The 16,899-nt window shown below is 71.8% G+C and carries 16 protein-coding genes; 11 read left to right on the top strand and 5 right to left on the bottom strand.

Annotated features, from left to right (window positions below; all coding sequences use genetic code 11):
- Positions 1–49: 49 nt before the first annotated feature.
- The 3 genes from BUS84_RS28910 to BUS84_RS28900 all read left to right on the top strand — a co-directional run bounded on the left by BUS84_RS28910 (position 50) and on the right by BUS84_RS28900 (position 2,777).
- Positions 50–1,015 carry a LysR family transcriptional regulator gene (locus BUS84_RS28910; protein WP_074317294.1) on the top strand — a complete coding sequence of 322 codons (966 nt, stop codon included), beginning with the start codon at positions 50–52 and terminating at the stop codon, positions 1,013–1,015.
- Positions 1,016–1,148: 133 nt separating this feature from the next.
- Positions 1,149–2,000 (top strand): aldo/keto reductase, encoded by an 852-nt coding sequence (locus BUS84_RS28905; RefSeq protein WP_074317293.1) that lies wholly within the window; start codon positions 1,149–1,151, stop codon positions 1,998–2,000.
- 81 nt (positions 2,001–2,081) lie between these two features.
- Positions 2,082–2,777, top strand: coding sequence for a hypothetical protein (locus tag BUS84_RS28900; RefSeq protein ID WP_074317291.1), 696 nt, complete (start codon positions 2,082–2,084; stop codon positions 2,775–2,777).
- 78 nt (positions 2,778–2,855) lie between these two features.
- Here BUS84_RS28900 and BUS84_RS28895 read toward each other — a convergent pair whose 3' ends face one another.
- The gene (locus BUS84_RS28895) at positions 2,856–3,386 is read right to left on the bottom strand and encodes a nuclear transport factor 2 family protein (RefSeq protein ID WP_074317290.1); all 531 of its coding nucleotides are present in this window, start codon (positions 3,384–3,386) and stop codon (positions 2,856–2,858) included.
- A gap of 130 nt (positions 3,387–3,516) precedes the next feature.
- Between BUS84_RS28895 and BUS84_RS28890 the strand changes: the two genes are divergently transcribed.
- Positions 3,517–4,524 carry an ArsR/SmtB family transcription factor gene (locus BUS84_RS28890; protein WP_074317288.1) on the top strand — a complete coding sequence of 336 codons (1,008 nt, stop codon included), beginning with the start codon at positions 3,517–3,519 and terminating at the stop codon, positions 4,522–4,524.
- Here BUS84_RS28890 and BUS84_RS28885 read toward each other — a convergent pair.
- Positions 4,482–5,324 carry a helix-turn-helix transcriptional regulator gene (locus tag BUS84_RS28885; RefSeq protein WP_074317287.1) on the bottom strand — a complete coding sequence of 281 codons (843 nt, stop codon included), beginning with the start codon at positions 5,322–5,324 and terminating at the stop codon, positions 4,482–4,484. The two genes, BUS84_RS28890 and BUS84_RS28885, sit on opposite strands and share 43 nt — an antisense overlap.
- 102 nt (positions 5,325–5,426) lie before the next feature.
- Here BUS84_RS28885 and BUS84_RS28880 point away from each other — a divergent pair, with 102 nt between their 5' ends.
- Entirely contained in the window at positions 5,427–6,179 is a 753-nt protein-coding gene (locus BUS84_RS28880; RefSeq protein ID WP_074319190.1) for an SDR family oxidoreductase, read from the top strand.
- Positions 6,180–6,259: 80 nt separating this feature from the next.
- On the top strand, positions 6,260–7,246 hold the full coding sequence (locus BUS84_RS28875; protein WP_074317286.1) for an aldo/keto reductase: 987 nt from the start codon (positions 6,260–6,262) through the stop codon (positions 7,244–7,246).
- 31 nt (positions 7,247–7,277) lie between these two features.
- Here the strand turns inward: BUS84_RS28875 and BUS84_RS28870 are convergent, their stop codons facing one another.
- The gene (locus tag BUS84_RS28870) at positions 7,278–7,793 is read right to left on the bottom strand and encodes a GNAT family N-acetyltransferase (protein WP_074317284.1); all 516 of its coding nucleotides are present in this window, start codon (positions 7,791–7,793) and stop codon (positions 7,278–7,280) included.
- Between the two features lie 143 nt (positions 7,794–7,936).
- On the opposite strand from BUS84_RS28870, the gene BUS84_RS28865 reads away from it, so the two are divergent.
- Positions 7,937–9,058 (top strand): IS630 family transposase, encoded by a 1,122-nt coding sequence (locus tag BUS84_RS28865; RefSeq protein WP_143728552.1) that lies wholly within the window; start codon positions 7,937–7,939, stop codon positions 9,056–9,058.
- A 5-nt stretch (positions 9,059–9,063) separates the two neighbouring features.
- On the opposite strand, the gene BUS84_RS28860 is transcribed toward BUS84_RS28865, so the two are convergent.
- Positions 9,064–10,269, bottom strand: coding sequence for an IS256 family transposase (locus tag BUS84_RS28860; protein ID WP_244298909.1), 1,206 nt, complete (start codon positions 10,267–10,269; stop codon positions 9,064–9,066).
- On the opposite strand from BUS84_RS28860, the gene BUS84_RS41365 reads away from it, so the two are divergent.
- The 4 genes from BUS84_RS41365 to BUS84_RS28840 all read left to right on the top strand — a co-directional run bounded on the left by BUS84_RS41365 (position 10,160) and on the right by BUS84_RS28840 (position 13,390).
- Positions 10,160–10,864, top strand: a complete 705-nt coding sequence (locus tag BUS84_RS41365; protein WP_425293470.1) for a zinc ribbon domain-containing protein — start codon at positions 10,160–10,162, stop codon at positions 10,862–10,864. The two genes, BUS84_RS28860 and BUS84_RS41365, sit on opposite strands and share 110 nt — an antisense overlap.
- Before the next feature lie 62 nt (positions 10,865–10,926).
- Complete coding sequence (locus tag BUS84_RS28850; RefSeq protein WP_074317278.1) at positions 10,927–11,481, top strand: NADPH-dependent FMN reductase; 555 nt, start codon at positions 10,927–10,929, stop codon at positions 11,479–11,481.
- Between the two features lie 41 nt (positions 11,482–11,522).
- On the top strand, positions 11,523–12,536 hold the full coding sequence (locus tag BUS84_RS28845; protein ID WP_074317276.1) for an ATP-binding cassette domain-containing protein: 1,014 nt from the start codon (positions 11,523–11,525) through the stop codon (positions 12,534–12,536).
- Positions 12,533–13,390, top strand: coding sequence for an ABC transporter permease (locus BUS84_RS28840; protein ID WP_074317275.1), 858 nt, complete (start codon positions 12,533–12,535; stop codon positions 13,388–13,390). Before BUS84_RS28845 ends, BUS84_RS28840 begins: the two co-directional genes overlap by 4 nt.
- Positions 13,391–13,457: 67 nt before the next feature.
- Here BUS84_RS28840 and BUS84_RS28835 read toward each other — a convergent pair whose 3' ends face one another.
- A complete protein-coding gene (locus tag BUS84_RS28835; RefSeq protein WP_074317274.1) occupies positions 13,458–16,718 on the bottom strand; it encodes an ATP-binding protein in 3,261 nt (1,086 codons plus the stop codon).
- Positions 16,719–16,899 lie beyond the last annotated feature (181 nt).

The following is a 16,899-nucleotide window of genomic DNA, read 5'->3' as shown; positions in this document are numbered from 1 at the left end:
CGGCACGGTATCCAGCAGCACGATGCCGGCGCTGGCGTAGGGTCCGGCCGTGGACCTGCTCCGACACCTGCGGCACTTCGTGGTGGTCGCCCATGAGCTGCACTTCGGCCGGGCCGCGGAGCTGCTCGGGATGGCCCAGCCGCCGCTGAGCCAGTCCATCCAACGGTTGGAGCGGGAGCTGACGGTCGAGCTGTTCGACCGGTCCCGCCGCCAGGTGAGGCTCACCACCGCCGGTGAGCTGCTGCTCGGCGAGGCGGAGGAGCTGCTCGCCGGCGAGGGCCGGCTACGCAACCTGATGGGGCAGGTCCGCGCGGGTGAGCTGGGCATCCTGCGGGCCGGGGTGCCACCGGAGACGCCAGCGGTGACACTGCGCCTGCTGCTGGACGCGCTCACCGCCCGGGCGCCCGGACTGGACGTGGAGCTGCACGAGCTGACCAGCAGCGAGCAGGTGCGGATGCTCACCGAACGGAACCTGGACGTAGGGCTGGTGCACCACCCGGTGGCGGCGGACGGGCTGCGCTTCGGCGCCCCGGTCGACGTACCGCTGGGGGTGCTGCTGCCGCGCACCTCACCGCTGGCCCGCGACCGGGAGGTGACGCTCGCCGCGCTGGCCGGCCTCGACCTGGTGGCCGCGCCCCGGGCCACCGCGCCGGGCTGGCACGACCACCTGCTGGACGTGTGCCGCCGGCACGGCTGGCGGCCGGCGCGGGTCCGGCCGGCGCGCAACCCGGAGTTCCTCTTCGGCCTGGTGCTGGCCGGTGGCGCGGTGGCCGTCGAGCCGGCGACGGTGGCCCGCCGAGAGCCCCGGATCGCCTGGCGGCCGATCGCCGACGCGCCGCTGGCGAAGCGCACCTCGGCGACCTGGCCGGACCGGGCGGCGCACCCGGCGGCGCCGATGTTCGGGCAGCTCGCCGCCGAGGTGCTGGCCGGCGCCGAACCCGCGCCGCCCGCGCCGGGAACCCCGTCGGTGCCCGCGGCCCGCCCCTGGCCGGTGCTCTTCGACACGACCGGGTGAGCGGGTCCACGTTGCGCTCGTCACCCTGAGAACGCCGGTGAATCCACCTCCCGCTCGGGTAGGGATAACAGGTGGCACGCGTGGACGTGATCCCGCGCCCGGGTGCCTCGGACGAAGACGCGAAGGAGCCGCAGTGGCCAACACGATTCCCGACATCAGCCTGAACGACGGCACGACCATTCCGCAGCTCGGCTTCGGGGTGTTCCAGATCGAGCCGAAGGACACCGTCGAGGCGGTGACCAAGGCGCTGGAGGTGGGCTACCGGCACATCGACACCGCGGAGATGTACGGCAACGAGGCCGAGGTGGGCGAGGCCGTACGGGTCTCCGGCCTGGACCGGGACGCGGTCTACGTGACCAGCAAGCTGAACAACGCCTTTCACCGCCCGGACGACGCCCGCAAGGCGTTCGACTCGACGCTGGCGGCGCTGAAGATGGACTACATCGACCTGTTCCTGATCCACTGGCCGCTGCCGACCCTGTACGACGGCGACTACGTCTCCACCTGGAAGGTGCTGCAGGAGTTCCAGCGCGACGGCCGGGCCCGCTCGATCGGCGTGTCGAACTTCCAGGTGTCGCACCTGCAGCGGCTGGCCGCCGAGGCGGACGTGGTGCCGGCGGTCAACCAGATCGAGGCGCACCCGTACTTCGGCAACGAGGAGGTCCGCGCCTACGGCCGGGAGCACAACATCCTCACCGAGGCGTGGTCGCCGATCGCGCAGGGCAAGGTGCTGGGCGACCCGACGGTGGTCGACATCGCCGAGCAGCTCGGCCGGACCCCGGCTCAGGTGGTGCTGCGCTGGCACGTGCAGCGCGGCGACATCATCTTCCCGAAGTCGACCACCCCGAAGCGGATCGAGGAGAACACCCGGATCTTCGACTTCGAGCTGGACGACACGGCGATGGAACGGATCACCACGCTGGACAAGGGCGAGGCCGGTCGGCAGGGCCCGAACCCGGACACCTTCGCGTACCTGCCGGCGTAACGCGACGGCCGGCGACGACGCCACTGAAAAGGGGGGCCCGGTCGGGCCCCCCTTTTTCGCGTGAAAGGACCGCCCCCGGCGATGTCGCTCCGCCGTACCATCCTGCTTCCGCTGTCGTTGCTCCTGCTCGGCTCGGCGGCCTGCGCGCCGAGCCAGGCCGCCGAGGCTCCCCGCTGGTCCGCGCCGTCGGTGTCGGCCTCGCCGACCCCGCCGAAGCCGCGTCCGGCGCCAACCTCCACCGCCGAGGTCCGCAGCCGGGTCACCGCAGCGATGCTGAACCTGGACGCGAAGTTCCACCCGGAGACCGCCCAGTACACCGACGAGAACACCGAGGCGTGGAAGCTGATCTCCCTGTGCAGGGCGAGCCTGCCGTCGGACATCAAACGCACCGCCTACCGGGAGCGGCTCTGGGACGGCGAGAGCGTGTGGATCCGGCAGTACGTGGTCGGCTACCTGAAGGTGCCCGGCCGCAAGCTCGCCGACGAGCTGCGGTCGGTCCTGTCGACGTGCAAGGAGTACGAGGTGCCCGACGACGGGCGCACGTCGACGATCGTGCGGCCGTCGCCCCCGCCGGTGCCGAACGGCCCCGACGTGATCACCTTCTGCGAGCGGCTGAAGGGAAAGGCGACCCGGCACCAGTGCACGCTGATCCTGGTGCGCGGCAACTTCGTCATGGAGGTGGACGCCTCGGCCAGCGACGGTGACCTGGCGGCCGGCACCGCGCTGATCGCGAAGATCGCGCCGCTGGCGGTGGCCGCCTTCGACAAGGCCGTCTGAACGCTGCCGCGGGGCGGGCGCCGCTGCTGGCGCGCCCGCCCCTCCCCCCGGCTGGCGACCCCTCGCCAGCCTCCGTGGTCAGATCCGGCCCACGGAGTCCTGGTTCTGCAGCACCAGCCACCGGCCGTGCTGGTACGTGTAGCTGACCCCGATCAGCAGCGGCACCCTGGTGCCGGTGGCCGGCACCGCGTAGACGGAGTCGAACAGCACGAACCCGGTCCGGCAGCCCACCACGGTCTGCTTGGCCACCCTGAACGACTGGGTCCACGAGTCGTCGGCGAAGAACCCGCGCAGCCAGTCCACGGTGGCCCGTTTGCCGTCGAGCACCTCCCCGTCGGAGGCGAAGACGGAGGTGACCTCGGGGTGCAGCAGCGCGGCGAAGCCGTCCAGGTCGCGCCGGGCGGTGGTCTCCACGTACGCCCGGACGGCGCGGTCGAAGGCCCGCTCGCAGCCGCGGGCCGCCGCGTCCCCGGTTGGGGTGTCGCCCCGACCGGGCGTGGCGGCCGACACCGCGGCGGGAGCGGCGGCCAGCAGGCCGGCGGTGAGCCCGAGCAGGGCGATCGTGCGGCCGAGCCGGCCGGCGGGACGGGCGAAGGCGGGTGGGCGCATCGGGTTCTCCTTCGAACGAGTGGTTGTGCCACCGCAGCCAACCCGGCCCGCCGAGTCGCCGGCCAGTGATTCGAACCAGCTCGAATGCGGACGGCACATCGATGCCACCGCTTGTACGATCCGCGCTGTGATGGTCGCGCATCTGGACGGCCCGAGCCTCGCCCGGCTCCGGTTGGCGATCTCGCCGGCCTGGGAGGTGACGTCCTGGCTGCGGGCCGCCCTCTCGCGGTTCGGGCATCCGGTGCACGGCGATCCCGGTCCGGCCGCCCGCGCCGCGCTGCGGCACCCCGACGTGGCCCTGGTCGCGGAGCTGGTGACCCCGCCCGGCCGAGTCGGCTACACGCCGGACCTGCTCACGCCGAAACCGCCGCGGGGCCCGCTCGACGCGATCTTCGAGCAGCAGTTGGCGGCCATGGCGGCGACCCCGGCCAACGAGGTGGCGACGCAGGTGAACGAGCGGTTCCCGACGGACGCGACGCCGACGCGGGTCCGCGCGGCGGTCGAGGACGGCACCCTCGCCCGGCGGGTCACCGACGGGCTGCGGCACTTCTGGCAGACCGCGCTCGCCGAGCAGTGGCCGGCGGTGCGGGCCACGCTGGAGGCCGAACTGGCCGTGCGGGCCACCGCGATGGCCACCGCCGGGGTGGGCAGCATGCTGAACGGCCTGCACCCGAAGGTCGGCTGGACCGGCAGGTCGCTGACCATCGACAGCTCGTACCGGATCACCACGGCGCTGACCGGCGCGGAGCTGGTGCTCGCGCCGTCGGCGCTGGCCTGGCCCCAGGTGTCCACCCAGCTCTGCGACGAGGGCAACGCCGTGCTGGTCTACCCGATCGGCGCCGGGCCGGCGGACCAGCGCCGGGCGGGCCGGCTCGGTGACCTGGTCGGTGCGAGCCGCGCGGCGATCCTGGCGGACCTGGACGTGCCCCGCTCCACCGGGCAGCTCAGCGCGCGGCACCAGTTGGCCCCGGCCACCGTCTCCTACCACCTGGGAGTGCTGCTGCGCTCCGGCCTGGTGGTGCGCACCCGCGAGCGGCACAGCGTGCTCTACCGGCGGTCCGACCACGGGGACGAGCTGGTCGGCTGCCGGGCAGGTCAGGGCGCGACGCGCTCGGCGAGCCGGCGGAACACCGCCTGAGTGGGCGAGCCGGGCTCGGCGACGTAGACGATCATCCGCTGGTCGGTCTCCGGCACGTGCAGCACCCGGCACTCGAACTCCAACGACCCCAACTCCGGGTGCGGCACCCGCTTGACGATGGGGCGGCGCTCCTCGACATCGTGCTCCGCCCAGAGCCGAGCGAACCGGGGCGAGGTGCCGAGCAGCTCGGTAACCAGCTCGCGGATCGCCGGGTCGGCCGGGTAACGGCCGTAGGCGGCCCGCAGGTCCGCCACGGTGCTGCGCACGAAGCAGATGGTCTCGGCGTCGCTCCAGTGGCTGTCGGTCACCGGACGCCGGAAGGTCCAGCGGATCATGTTGCGGTCCGCGTCCGGCACGGCCGAGAGGTCGCCCATGAAGTACGTGGCCAGCCGGTTCCAGGCCAGCACCTGATACGCGGCGTCGACGAGGTACGCCGGAGTCTCGGTCATCGCGTCGATCAGGTGCCGCAGCCCCGGGGTCACCTCCCGGCTCGGCCCGCCGGCCGGCAGCGGATTCTCCCCGGCGATCCGGAACAGATACTCGCGCTCGTCCCGGCTGAGCAGCAGCGCCCGGGCCATCGCGGCGAGCACCTGCCGCGACGGGTGCGGCCCGCGGCCCTGCTCCAGCCGGATGTAGTAGTCGATCGACATCCCGGCGAGCTGGGCCACCTCCTGCCGGCGCAGCCCGGGGATGCGTCGGCGTTCGCCCTCGGGGAGCCCGACCTCGGCGGGGCGCAGCCGGGCGCGGCGGGCGCGCAGGAACGCCGCCAGTTCGTCACGGCGCAGGCCGCTGCTCGTCATGCCTCCAGCATGCCCCCGCCGGAGCCGGCGAAGGTGGTACCACCGATCCCAGCCTCGGCCCGTCCCTCCCCCGACACCGCCGACGGAGGCAGGCTCGACGGCATGACAAACACGATCGCCCTGATCACCGGGGCCAACAAGGGAATCGGACTGGCCACCGCCGAACAGCTCGGCGCGCGGGGCATGACGGTGCTGGTGGGCGCCCGCGACGCCGAGCGGGGCCGGGCAGCGCAGGACAAGCTGCGCGCCGGCAGCGCGGACGCCCGGTTCGTGCCGCTGGACGTCACCGACGCCGAATCGGTGGAGGCCGCCGCGAAGCTGGTCGAGCAGGAGTACGGCCGGCTGGACGTGCTGGTCAACAACGCCGGCATCGCGCTCGGCGACGGCGCGCGGGCGCTGCCCAGCGACACCACCGTGGCGACGCTGCGCCGGGTGTACGAGACGAACGTGTTCGGGGTGGTGGCGGTGACCAACGCGCTGCTGCCGCTGCTGCGCCGCGCGCCAGCGGCCCGGATCGTCAACGTCTCCAGCGAAGTCGGCTCGATCGCCGTGATGACCGACCCGGCCGGCGCGCTGTTCGCGTTGACCTCGGTGCCGTACCCGTCGTCGAAGTCGGCGCTGAACATGCTCACCGCGATGTACGCCAAGGAGCTGCGGGACACCCCGATCAAGGTAAACGCGGCCAACCCCGGCTACTGCGCCACCGACCTCAACGGCAACAACGGCTTCCGCACCCCCGAGCAGGGCGCCGAGGTGAGCGTGCACCTGGCGACACTGCCGGCGGACGGACCGAGCGGGCTGCTCTGGGGCTTCCAGATGGACGCCGGCGGCGGATACGGGGTGCTGCCCTGGTGAACACTTGACCTGGAGTGCGCTCCAGCCGGCAGGGTGGCACGCGGGCGCCCACCGGTAGGGCGCACGAGAGGAGAACCACCATGCGGTACCGCACGATCGGCACCGACCCGGCGACCCGGCGCGAGGTCAGCGTGCTCAGCCTCGGCGCGATGCTGTTCGGCAGCGCCACCGACGAGGCCACCTCGTACGCGATCCTCGACCGGTACGTCGAGGCCGGCGGCACCTTCATCGACACGTCGGACAACTACGCGTTCTGGGTGGACGGCAGCCAGGGCGGGCAGAGCGAGGAGCTGCTCGGCCGGTGGCGGCGCAGCCGGGGCGTCGGCGCCGAGATCGTCATCGCCACCAAGCTGGGCGCCCGCCCGCTGGCCCCGGGGACCAGCTACCTGGACAACGCCGAGGGCCTGTCCGCCAAGGTGATCCGCGAGTCGGCGGAGCGCAGCCGGGACCGGCTCGGCGTGCAGCGGCTGGACCTGCTCTACGCGCACATCGAGGACCGCACGGTGCCGCTGGCGGAGACCGTGGAAGGCTTCGCCGAGCTGGTCGCCGAGGGGACGGTGGGCCTGCTGGGGGCGAGCAACCACCGGGCCTGGCGGGTCGAGCGGGCCCGCGCGCTGGCCGCCGCCGCCGGCCTGCCGGGGTACGAGGTGCTCCAGTACCACCGCAGCTACCTGCCGAACCGGACCGACCTGGCCAGCGCGCTGGACCCGGACGGCGAGCCGGGCGGCGTCAGCGGCGACCTGCTCAGCTACCTGCGCGCCGAGCCGGAGCTGACCCTGGTGGCGTACTCGCCGCTGCTCAAGGGTGCCTTCACCCGGGCGGACAAGCCGCTCAGCGCGGCGTACGACCTGCCGAGCGCGCCGCGCCGGCTGGCCGCGCTGCGCGAGGTGGCCGGTGAGACCGGTGCGACGGTCAACCAGGTGGTGCTCGCCTGGTTGCTGGGCGGCGACCTGCCGTCGATCCCGCTGGTGGGCGCCTCCTCGGTCGCCCAACTGGAGGAGAGCCTGGCGGCGGTGGACCTGGAGTTGACCGCCGAGCAGCGGCACCGCCTCGACACCACCTGGTGACCGCGCCTTCGCGGTGACCGCCCCGCCGGCGTCAGCCCTCCGCCGGTGGGGCGGTCAGGTCAAGCTGCCAGTCGTTCGCCCGCATCATCTGCCCCGGCGGGTACTCGAAACCCGTCTCGCCCAGCAGCGTGAAGCCGGCCTTGCGGCAGACCGCGTTCGAGGCCGGGTTGTCGACCGAGGGGTAGGCGTGCGCGTAGCGGCGGGTCCGCCGGGCGCGGGCCACGTCGACGACCGCGCGCACCGCGGCGGTGGCCAGCCCCTGCCCCCGGTACGCCGGCAGCACCGCCCAGCCCATCTCGTACACCGGCTCCTCGCGCCACTCCCGAGCCCAGTAGCCGACGCTGCCCGCCCGCGCGCCGTCCGGCAGCACCAGAGTGAACATGCAGCCCTCGCCGCCCTCGGCGAAGTGCACGTAGCGGTCGTGCCGGGCGAGCACCTGCTCGTCGGTCTCCGGGCCGCCGGTGTGCTTACGCGTATCCGGTGAGTTGAGCTGCCGCAGCAGGTCGAGGTCGTCCTCGTGCCACGGCTCGATGCGTACCTGTTCCATCCCGGCCCCCTGTCCGTCGGCCCCATTCAAGCCGAGCCCACCGACACCGAATCCCTGAACCGCCGCCCATGCGCCTGACGGGTCGCGGCCCGCTAGTGCCCTGCGCCGGAAATTCGCCTAATAAGTTGGTGTAGGGTGAGGTGATGGCACGGACCGGGCGCCCTACCGCGCCGCTGGTGTTGACCGACGAGGAACGCACGACGCTGACCCGCTGGTCGCGTCGGGCGAAGTCTTCGCAGGTTCTCGCGATGCGGTCACGGATCATCCTGGCGTGCGCCGAAGGCACCTCGAACACTGATGTGGCAACGGCTCTGGATGTTCATCTGTCCACTGTGGGTAAATGGCGGCGTCGGTTCCTGGTCGAACGCCTCGACGGGTTGATCGATGAACAGCGTCCCGGCCGGCCCCCGTCAATCGCCTTGGACAAGGTCGAAGAGGTGGTCGTCGCCACCCTTGAGCAGACACCGCGTAACGCCACGCACTGGTCCCGAACCTCAATGGCCGCGAAGTCTGGGCTGTCGAAGTCGACGATCGGCCGGATCTGGCGAGACTTCGGCCTCAAGCCGCACCGGGCCGACACGTTCAAGCTGTCCACCGACCCGCAGTTCATCGAAAAAGTCGTTGACGTCGTCGGGCTCTATCACCACCCGCCCGAACGGGCCGTCGTGCTCTGTGTGGACGAGAAATCCCAGATCCAGGCACTCAACCGCTCGCAACCGGTCCTGCCGATGATGCCGGGCATGCCCGAACGGCGAACCCACGACTACCACCGCAACGGCATCACCAGCCTGTTCGCCGCGTTCGACATCGCCGACGGCACCGTCATCAGCGAACTGCACCGCCAGCACCGCGCGATCGAGTTCAAGAAATTCCTGATCACCATCGACAAGACCGTCCCGGCCGACCTCGACGTGCACCTCGTCTGCGACAACTACGGCACCCACAAAACCCCCGCCGTCAGGGCCTGGCTCGCGAAACACCCACGCTTCCACATGCACTTCACCCCGACCGGCTCGTCCTGGATCAACCAGGTCGAACGCTGGTTCGGTTTCCTCACCGACCAGAAGATCCGCCGCGGCACCCACAAGAGCGTCCAAGCACTCGAAGCCGACATCCGCTCCTGGATCACCGACTGGAACAACGATCCGCGACCGTTCATCTGGACCAAGACCGCAGAAGAGATCCTCGAATCACTCGCCCGATTTTGTAGGCGGATTTCCGGCGCAGGAGGGAGTGTCAAGTTAACGGCTGATCTTGGTTGTTGAGTTGGTCAGTGGTTGGCCAGGGTGAGCCGGCCCTCGAAGGCAATCTGGAAGACGTTCAGGGGTGCTTTCCAGCGCATGGTCCACCGCCGGCGTCCGGCGCCGGTCGGGTCGAGGCTCATCAACGCCATGTACACGCACTTCAGCGCGGCCTGCTCGTTGGGAAAGTGCCCGCGGGCGCGGACGGCCTTGCGGATACGGGCGTTGACGCTCTCGATCGCGTTCGTGCTGCAGATGACCTTGCGGATCTCCACGTCGAAGGCGAGGAAGGGCACGAACTCTGCCCAGGCGTTCTCCCACAGCTTCACGATCGCCGGGTACTTCTTGCCCCAGGCGTCGGCGAACTCGAGGAACCGTTCGGTGGCGGCGTCCTCGGTCGGCGCGGTGTAGACCGGCTTGAGCGCCTTGGCGATCTTGTCCCAGTCCTGCCGGGCCGCATACCGGAACGAGTTACGCAGCAGATGCACCACACAGGTCTGGACGATGGTGCGGGGCCAGACCGTCTCCACCGCCTCCGGCAAGCCTTTGAGTCCGTCGCAGACGAGCATGAGCACGTCGGCCACGCCTCGGTTCTTCAGCTCGGTCAGCACGTGCAGCCAGTGCTTGGCGCCCTCGCCGCCGTCGCCGGCCCAGATGCCGAGGATGTCGCGGTGGCCGTCGACGGTGACCGCCATGGCCAGGTAGATCGGCCGGTTCGCGACCTGACCATCCCTGATCTTGACGTTAATAGCATCGATGAACACGACTGGGTAGACGCGGTCGAGGGGCCGGTTCTGCCACTCAGCCATCCCGTCCATCACCTTGTCCGTGATCGTGGAGATGGTCTGCTTCGACACGTCGGCGCCATACACCTCGGCCAGGTGCGCCGCGATCTCCCCGTGCGTCAGCCCTTTCGCCGACAACGACAGGACCATGTCGTCGACCCCGGTCAGGCGCCGCTGCCGCTTGCGCACGATCTGCGGCTCGAACGTCCCCGCAGCGTCGCGAGGGACCCGAACCTCGACCGGCCCGACGTCGGTGAGCACGGTCTTGGTCCGGCTGCCGTTACGAGTGTTCCCGCTGCCCCGACCGGCAGGATCGTGCTTGTCATAGCCGACGTGGTCGGTGATCTCACCGTCCAGGGCCGATTCGAGGACCCGCTTCGTGAGCTGCTGCAGCAGCCCACCCTCACCGGTCAGCTTCAGCCCTTCACCACGAGCCCGATCGACCAGCATCGCAATCAACTGCTCATCCGTGACCGCACCCACCGGCCCCGCGGCCGGCTCCTGCCCAGAGGTGATCTCGGTCGTCATCTGGCGTCTCTCCCTTGATCGGTCGATCAGCCGTTATTTGTACAGTCCCGCAGATGGCCGGCTCTTGCAGGTCCTCACCGACAAGGCCACCCTGGCCGGCATCACGCTGCGCCTGGTGAACGAACGTGGCACGTCCTCGACCTGCCCTGCCTGCCAGCGGCGGGTACCCAAACCCCGTGGGCGGACCCTGTCCTGCCCGCACTGCCGGTTTTCCGGGCACCGTGACCTGGTCGCGGCTGCCACCATCGCCACCCGCATCCCGGGCGGCGGACCCACCACCCCGACAGCCGTTGTGCTGCCGGAGGTGCTCACGCACCGTCGAGCCGGACGGCACCTTCCCGGTGCCGGCCGGTCCCGACGTGACCCCCGCCGCCCACGAGCGGCGCGAGGATCAGTTGGCCCGCGCAGGCCCGCCCCACCATCCGGAGGGGAGTCGCTCGCCCACAAGGCGAGGATCCACAACCAACCACCGGACACCCGGTGCACCTTCGTGGAAACCGCACTAGATCCGATCTAGCGGGCCGCTAGCCGTCTCCTAGCGCCTCATGGGTGAGACCGAGAGGCCGGGAGGGGGAAACGATGACGCTGCTCAGGATCGCCGTGATCATCGGCAGCACCCGGGAGGGGCGGGCCGGGGACCGGGTCGCCCGCTGGTTCGTCTCCCAGGCCGAGCGGCACGACGACCTCGCGGTGACGGTCGTTGACTTGACCGAGTACGACTTTCCGGCCAGCTACCCCGCCGAGCCGACGGCGTCCATCCGGGCGTTCGTCCGCGAGGTGGGCCGGGCGGATGCGTTCGTCGTGGTCACCCCTGAGTACAACCACAGCTTCCCGGCACCGTTGAAACAGGCGATCGACTACGCGTATGACGAGTGGCAGGCCAAGCCGGTCGGCTTCGTGTCGTACGGCTGCCGGTCCACCGGCCTGCACGCGGTCGACCAGCTGCGCACCGTCTTCACGGCGCTGCACGCGATGACGGTGCGCGACGTCGTCGGCATCGACCTGCTCGCCGGTGAGCCGACGCCGCCCTGCACCGACGAGCTGCGCCGGGACGCCCGCGTCCTGCTCGATCAGCTCCGCTGGTGGGGTCTGGCGTTGCGCGACGGCCGCGCCGCCCGGCCGTACGCCTCCTGAACACGACGCCTCCTGAACACGTCCGACGAAAGGTAAGGATCATGAGTAGACGCACCACCGGCCTGGCCATCGAGGCCGAGGGGCTCACCCGCTCGTTCGGGGACACCCGGGCGCTGGCCGGCATCGACCTTCAGGTGCCCGCCGGCACCGTCTACGGCCTGCTCGGGCCGAACGGGGCGGGCAAGACCACCGCCGTGCGGGTGCTCGCGACGCTGCTGCGGCCCGACGGCGGCACGGCACGGGTCTTCGGGCACGACGTCGTGACCGAGGCCGACGCGGTCCGCGGCCGGGTCAGCCTCACCGGCCAGTACGCCTCGGTCGACGAGGACCTGACCGGCACGGAGAACCTGGTGCTCCTCGCCCGCCTGCTCGGCCTGCGCAAGCCGGCCGCCCGCGAGCGCGCGGCGGCCCTGCTCGCCGCGTTCGGTCTGACCGACGCGAGCGACCGCCAGGTGAAGAAGTACTCCGGTGGGATGCGGCGGCGCATCGACATCGCCGCCAGCATCCTCAACACCCCGGACCTGCTCTTCCTCGACGAACCGACGACCGGCCTGGACCCGCGCAGCCGCAATCAGGTGTGGGAGATCGTCCGGGCCGTGGTGGCACACGGCACGACGGTGCTGCTGACCACGCAGTACCTGGACGAGGCCGACCAGCTCGCCGGGCGGATCGCGGTCGTCGACCACGGCCGGGTGATCGCGGAGGGCACCCCGGGCGAGCTGAAGTCGTCGGTCGGGTCCGGCACCGTCCACCTGCGACTGCGCGACGCCGCGCAGCGGCCGGAGGCGGAGAAGGTGCTGCAGGCGGCACTCGGCGTACCGGTGCAGCTCGAAGCCGACCCGGTCGCGTTGCTCGCCCGCGTCGGCGAGGCCGGCAGTGACCTCGACGCCAGCGCGCAGGCCGCCCGTGCGCTCGGCGACCTGGCCCGCGCCGGGATCGTCGTCGACGACTTCTCCCTCGGCCAGCCGAGCCTCGACGAGGTTTTCCTGGCCCTGACCGACCACCCCGCCGTGCCCGCCGACGAGCGGGACGACCAGTTGGAGGCAGCCCGATGAGCAACGCCACCACCACCACGACCGAACGGGCGCCGTCGGTCTACGTCCCGTCCGCCGAGGCGCTGGCGACGGTGCTCGCGCCCGGTGCCCGACCGCCCCGGCCGAGCGCGCTGGGTGCGTCGTTGACGTTCGGCTGGCGGGCCATGTTGAAGATCAAGCACGTGCCGGAGCAGCTCTTCGACGTGACCGCGTTCCCGATCATCATGGTGCTGATGTTCACGTACCTGTTCGGTGGCGCCCTCGCCGACAGCCCGCGCGATTACCTGCAGTTCTTCCTGCCCGGCATCATGGTGACCAGCGTCGTGATGATCACCATGTACACCGGCGTCGGCCTGAACACCGACATCGAGAAGGGCATCTTCGACCGCTTCCGGACGTTGCCGGTCTGGCGGCCGGCCGCCCTGGTCGGCATGATCTTCGGCGACGTGCTGCGCTACATCCTGGCCGCGCTGGTGATCCTCGGTGTCGGGCTGGCGCTCGGGTTCCGGCCCGATGGCGGGGTGGGCGGCGTCGCCCTCGGGATCGGGCTGCTGGTGATCTTCTCGTTCGCGTTCTCCTGGGTGTGGACGTTCTTCGGGCTGATCCTGCGAAGCGAGAAGTCGGTGATGGGCGTCAGCATGATGGTGCTGTTCCCGCTGACGTTCCTGAGCAACGTCTTCGTCGAGCCGAGCACCATGCCCGGCTGGCTCCAGGCGTTCGTGAACGTCAACCCGGTGACGCAACTGGTGGCCGCGGTCCGCGCCGCGATGGCCGGGTCGTCGGACGCGTCCAGCACGATGTGGTTGCTGGTGTGGAGTGCCGGGTTCGTGGTCGTCTTCGGCACGCTGACCATGTACCGCTACAACCGCCGCTGAACCTGCTGCACCGGACGGGCGTCGCCAATGATGTGGCGGCGCCCGTCCGTCGTTTGCGCGCTGGTCTTCATAGCCGCCACAGCAGCGGCTCGGGCGGCAGATAACGGCAGGTGCTCCCGGTCGAGACCGACTCGCGCAGGTGGCTGGCGAGCGCCGGATGCCGCTCGTCGAGCTTGCGCAGCGTGTCCCGGATCCGCGCGGTGACCGTCTTGCGGGCCCGCTCGGCCTCGTCGCCCAGCCGGCGGCTCCGACCGGCCAGCCCGGCCGCGGCGCGCAACTCGTCGAGCAGCGCACCGCGTTCCACGTCCAGTGCGGCAACCTTCCGGTCGTCGCTGCGCGCGGCCGCCCGGTCGATCTCCTCGTCGAGGCGCGCCAGGTGCCGCCGGTAGCGGGCCTTCGCCTCGTCGTCGAGAACCGGATCGCCGCCCATCCGGCGGGCGGCGACCAGCTCCGGCCCGGCGGCCGGGTCGAGCAGCTCGACCGCCGGGACGTCACTGCCCGGCCGGCTCAGCAGCAGGTGCAGGTCGTGCAGCCCCTTGGCGTCAGGCAGGTGTACGACAGCGCCGGCGTAGGCGAGCTGCCAGACCAGCCCGTCGCGGCGGAACTCGTACGCCTCGACCGGCGCTCCGGCCGACACGGCCTGGCGCAGCCCGACGGCCTGACCTGGCTCGGTGGCCCGACCCGGCCCGACGGCGGCGGTGGGTGCCGGGTCGGCGAGTCGGTCGAGCACCTGGGCCATGCCGAGGGCGGTGGCCTCCCGGGCGGTGGTGGCCCTCAGCGCGGCCAGCGTCTCGGCGTCGCCCGGCTGGCCACGGCCGGCCAGGGCGGTCGCCAGCCCGACGCGGGCGATGAGCGACCAGGGCCGGGAGCCCATCCGGTCGGCGGCGTCGCGGGCCGCCGCGAAGCCGGCGATGGCGTCGTCCCAGCGCTCCTGAGCGGCGTCGACGACGGCCAGCCAGTGGTCGACGGGACCGCTGATGTCGCAGCCGAAGAGCCCTACCGTCCACTCTCCACGGTGCGGGGCGAGTGCGGCGCGCGCGTCGTCGCAGCGCTGCGGGTCGCGGGCCGTGGCGGCGGCCTGCGCGCGCAGCCGCAGCCAGAGCGGCGACACCGGACGTGGGTACCTGATGTCGGCGGCTTCGATGCCGGCGGTCAGCCGGACCGTCGTCTCGTCGTCGCCGCGCTCGGCCGCGGTGATCGCCCGCAGCAGCTCCCGGTAGGGGTAGTCGGTCGGGGCCAACCCGTCCAGCAGTGCGTCGATCTCGTCGAACCGGCCCTGTAGCAGCAGCCGGGACCAGCGCACGTGATGACCCATGAACGCGAATTCGGCGTGCCCCGGGTCGGCGAGGTCGGTGAGGATGGTGAACCGCTCGTCGGCCTCGGCGAAGTCACCCCGAAATGCCGCGATGATTCCGCTGTCGATGGCTGCGGCCATCCGGTGTCGGGCGAGGTCGTCCTGGCCGCCGCCGGTGACGAAGGAGGTGAACTCCTCGACGAAATGGGGGTCGCCCAGTTCCAGCAGTGCCACCCAGCGCAGCGAGGTGGCCCACAGCTCGGTCTCCCGGTCGCCGGTGCGGCGGGCCACGTCCCGGATCTCGGAGGTGAGTGCCGCCCGGGCCGCTGCGGTGCCCAGCCCCCAGGTGGTGTCGTGGCGGGCCCACAGGCTGAAGGTGAGCGTCTCGTCGTCCCGGCCCCGGCGGGCGATCGTCTCGGTGGCGGTGATCAGGTCGGCGATCAACGTGCCGACCGACGCGGTGCCGTCCGGCTCGCCGATGAGCCGCCGGTACGCCTCCCGCACCAGCTCCGCCGCCTTCACCGAGCGCCTGGTCTCCACCTGGCGGGAGCGGTGGACGGTGAGCGCGACGCGGGCCAGCAGCACAGGGTCGTCGAGCGTACGGGCCAGCGTCGCGGCCTCGGCCAGAAGTTGCCCCGCCTCCTCCCGGCCGGCGTGGTGGTAGCGCACCTCACCGAACTCGACGAGGATCCGCACCCGCTGCGCCGGGTCCTCGACGACCTCCAGTGCCCGGTGAAAGTGCACCCCCGCCTCGTCGGTGGCGAGCCGGGCGAACGCGTCCCGCCCCGCGGCGACCAGCAGTTCGGTGACCCGGGCCCGGTCGAGCGCGGGGCCCGCCAGGTAGGCGTGGCGGGCCAGGTCGGCCGGGATCAGCAGGTCGCTGAGCTCCGCCGGTGGGTTGACGGCCCGGATGACCGCGGCGTGCCGGGCCCGCCGGTCCTCGTCGCTGAGCCCGTCGTAGAGCGTCTCCCGGACCAGGTCGTGGGCGAAGGCGAACCGGCCGCCGCCGCGGCTGACGACCAGCCGGGCGGTCACCGCCCGGTCCAGCAGCCGGTCGACCTGCGCCGCCGGGGCAGCCGCGCTGGCCGCCAGGACCCGACGGTGGAACTCCCGGCCCAGCACGGCGGCGACAGTGAGCGCCTCGACCACCGGCGCGGGCAACTGGGCCAACCGGCGCCGCACCGCCTCCCGTACGCCGGGTGCGATCGTGCCGCCCGCGCCGTCGGCGCGCCACAGCCGGGCGGTCTGCTCGATGAAGAACGGGTTGCCCCCGGTGCGCCGGTGCACCTCGTCGACCAGGCCAGTGTCGGGCTCCCGCCCGGCGGTACGCGCCATCAGCGCGGCCACCTCGTCCCGGGACAGGCCGGTGAGGGTGACCGTGGTCGCCTTGGTGACCAGCGGCATCAGCAGCGGGCGCAACGGGTGCTCGCCCGACTCGACCTCCGCGTCGCGGTAGGTGCCGATCAGCAGCAGCCGTTCGAACCAGGTGTGCTGGGCGGCGAACGCGAGCAGCCGCAGCGAGGCCGGGTCGGCCCAGTGCAGGTCGTCGAGGACGACCACGACCGGCCGGTGCTGGGAGACCGCGACCAGCGCGGCGGTCACCGCGTCGTACAGGGCGAACGCCTCGCGGTCGGCGATGTCGCCGCCCGTGTCGACACCGGCCCAGTTGGTGGTCCGGCCGGCCTGCTCAGCACCGGTGCCGGCCTCGCCGAGCAGGGCCGCGAGCGCCGGCTCCGCGGTCGGACGCGCCACCGACCAGTCGTCGGCGGAGCGTTGTAGGCCGCGCAGTACCTGCACCCAGGGCCAGTAGCCGGGGGCGCTGTCGGAATCCCAGCAGGCGGCACCCAGCACGAGTGCCCCGCGCTGCCGGGCCTCCCGAGCTGCCGCCGTGACCAATGTCGTTTTGCCGATGCCCGGCTCGCCGGTGACCAGGACGAGACCGCCGTGGCTGGTGGCGGCCCGGTCCAGCTCAGCGCGCAGCAGACCTGCGGGATGATCCCGCCCGATGATGGCGTCGCCGAGCCGCGCGTCCATGGCTTCCAGACGGTACTGGACCCATCTGACACCCGGGTGATCCTCGGCGCGGGTCTCCGCCCCGCAGCTCAAGCCTCATGACGTCCCGGGCAGCGCCGCCGGGAGCGTGTTGCAGGCCCTTTGGAGCTGATGTCGTCCACGACTCATGCCGTGCGCACTCCCCATCACTCCCTAACCTCCC

The sequence above is a fragment of the Micromonospora cremea genome (assembly GCF_900143515.1).
In the GTDB taxonomy this organism is placed as follows: domain Bacteria; phylum Actinomycetota; class Actinomycetes; order Mycobacteriales; family Micromonosporaceae; genus Micromonospora; species Micromonospora cremea.
The sequence above is the reverse complement of the archived record's forward strand: the minus strand, read 5'-3'. Positions and strand labels throughout refer to the sequence as shown.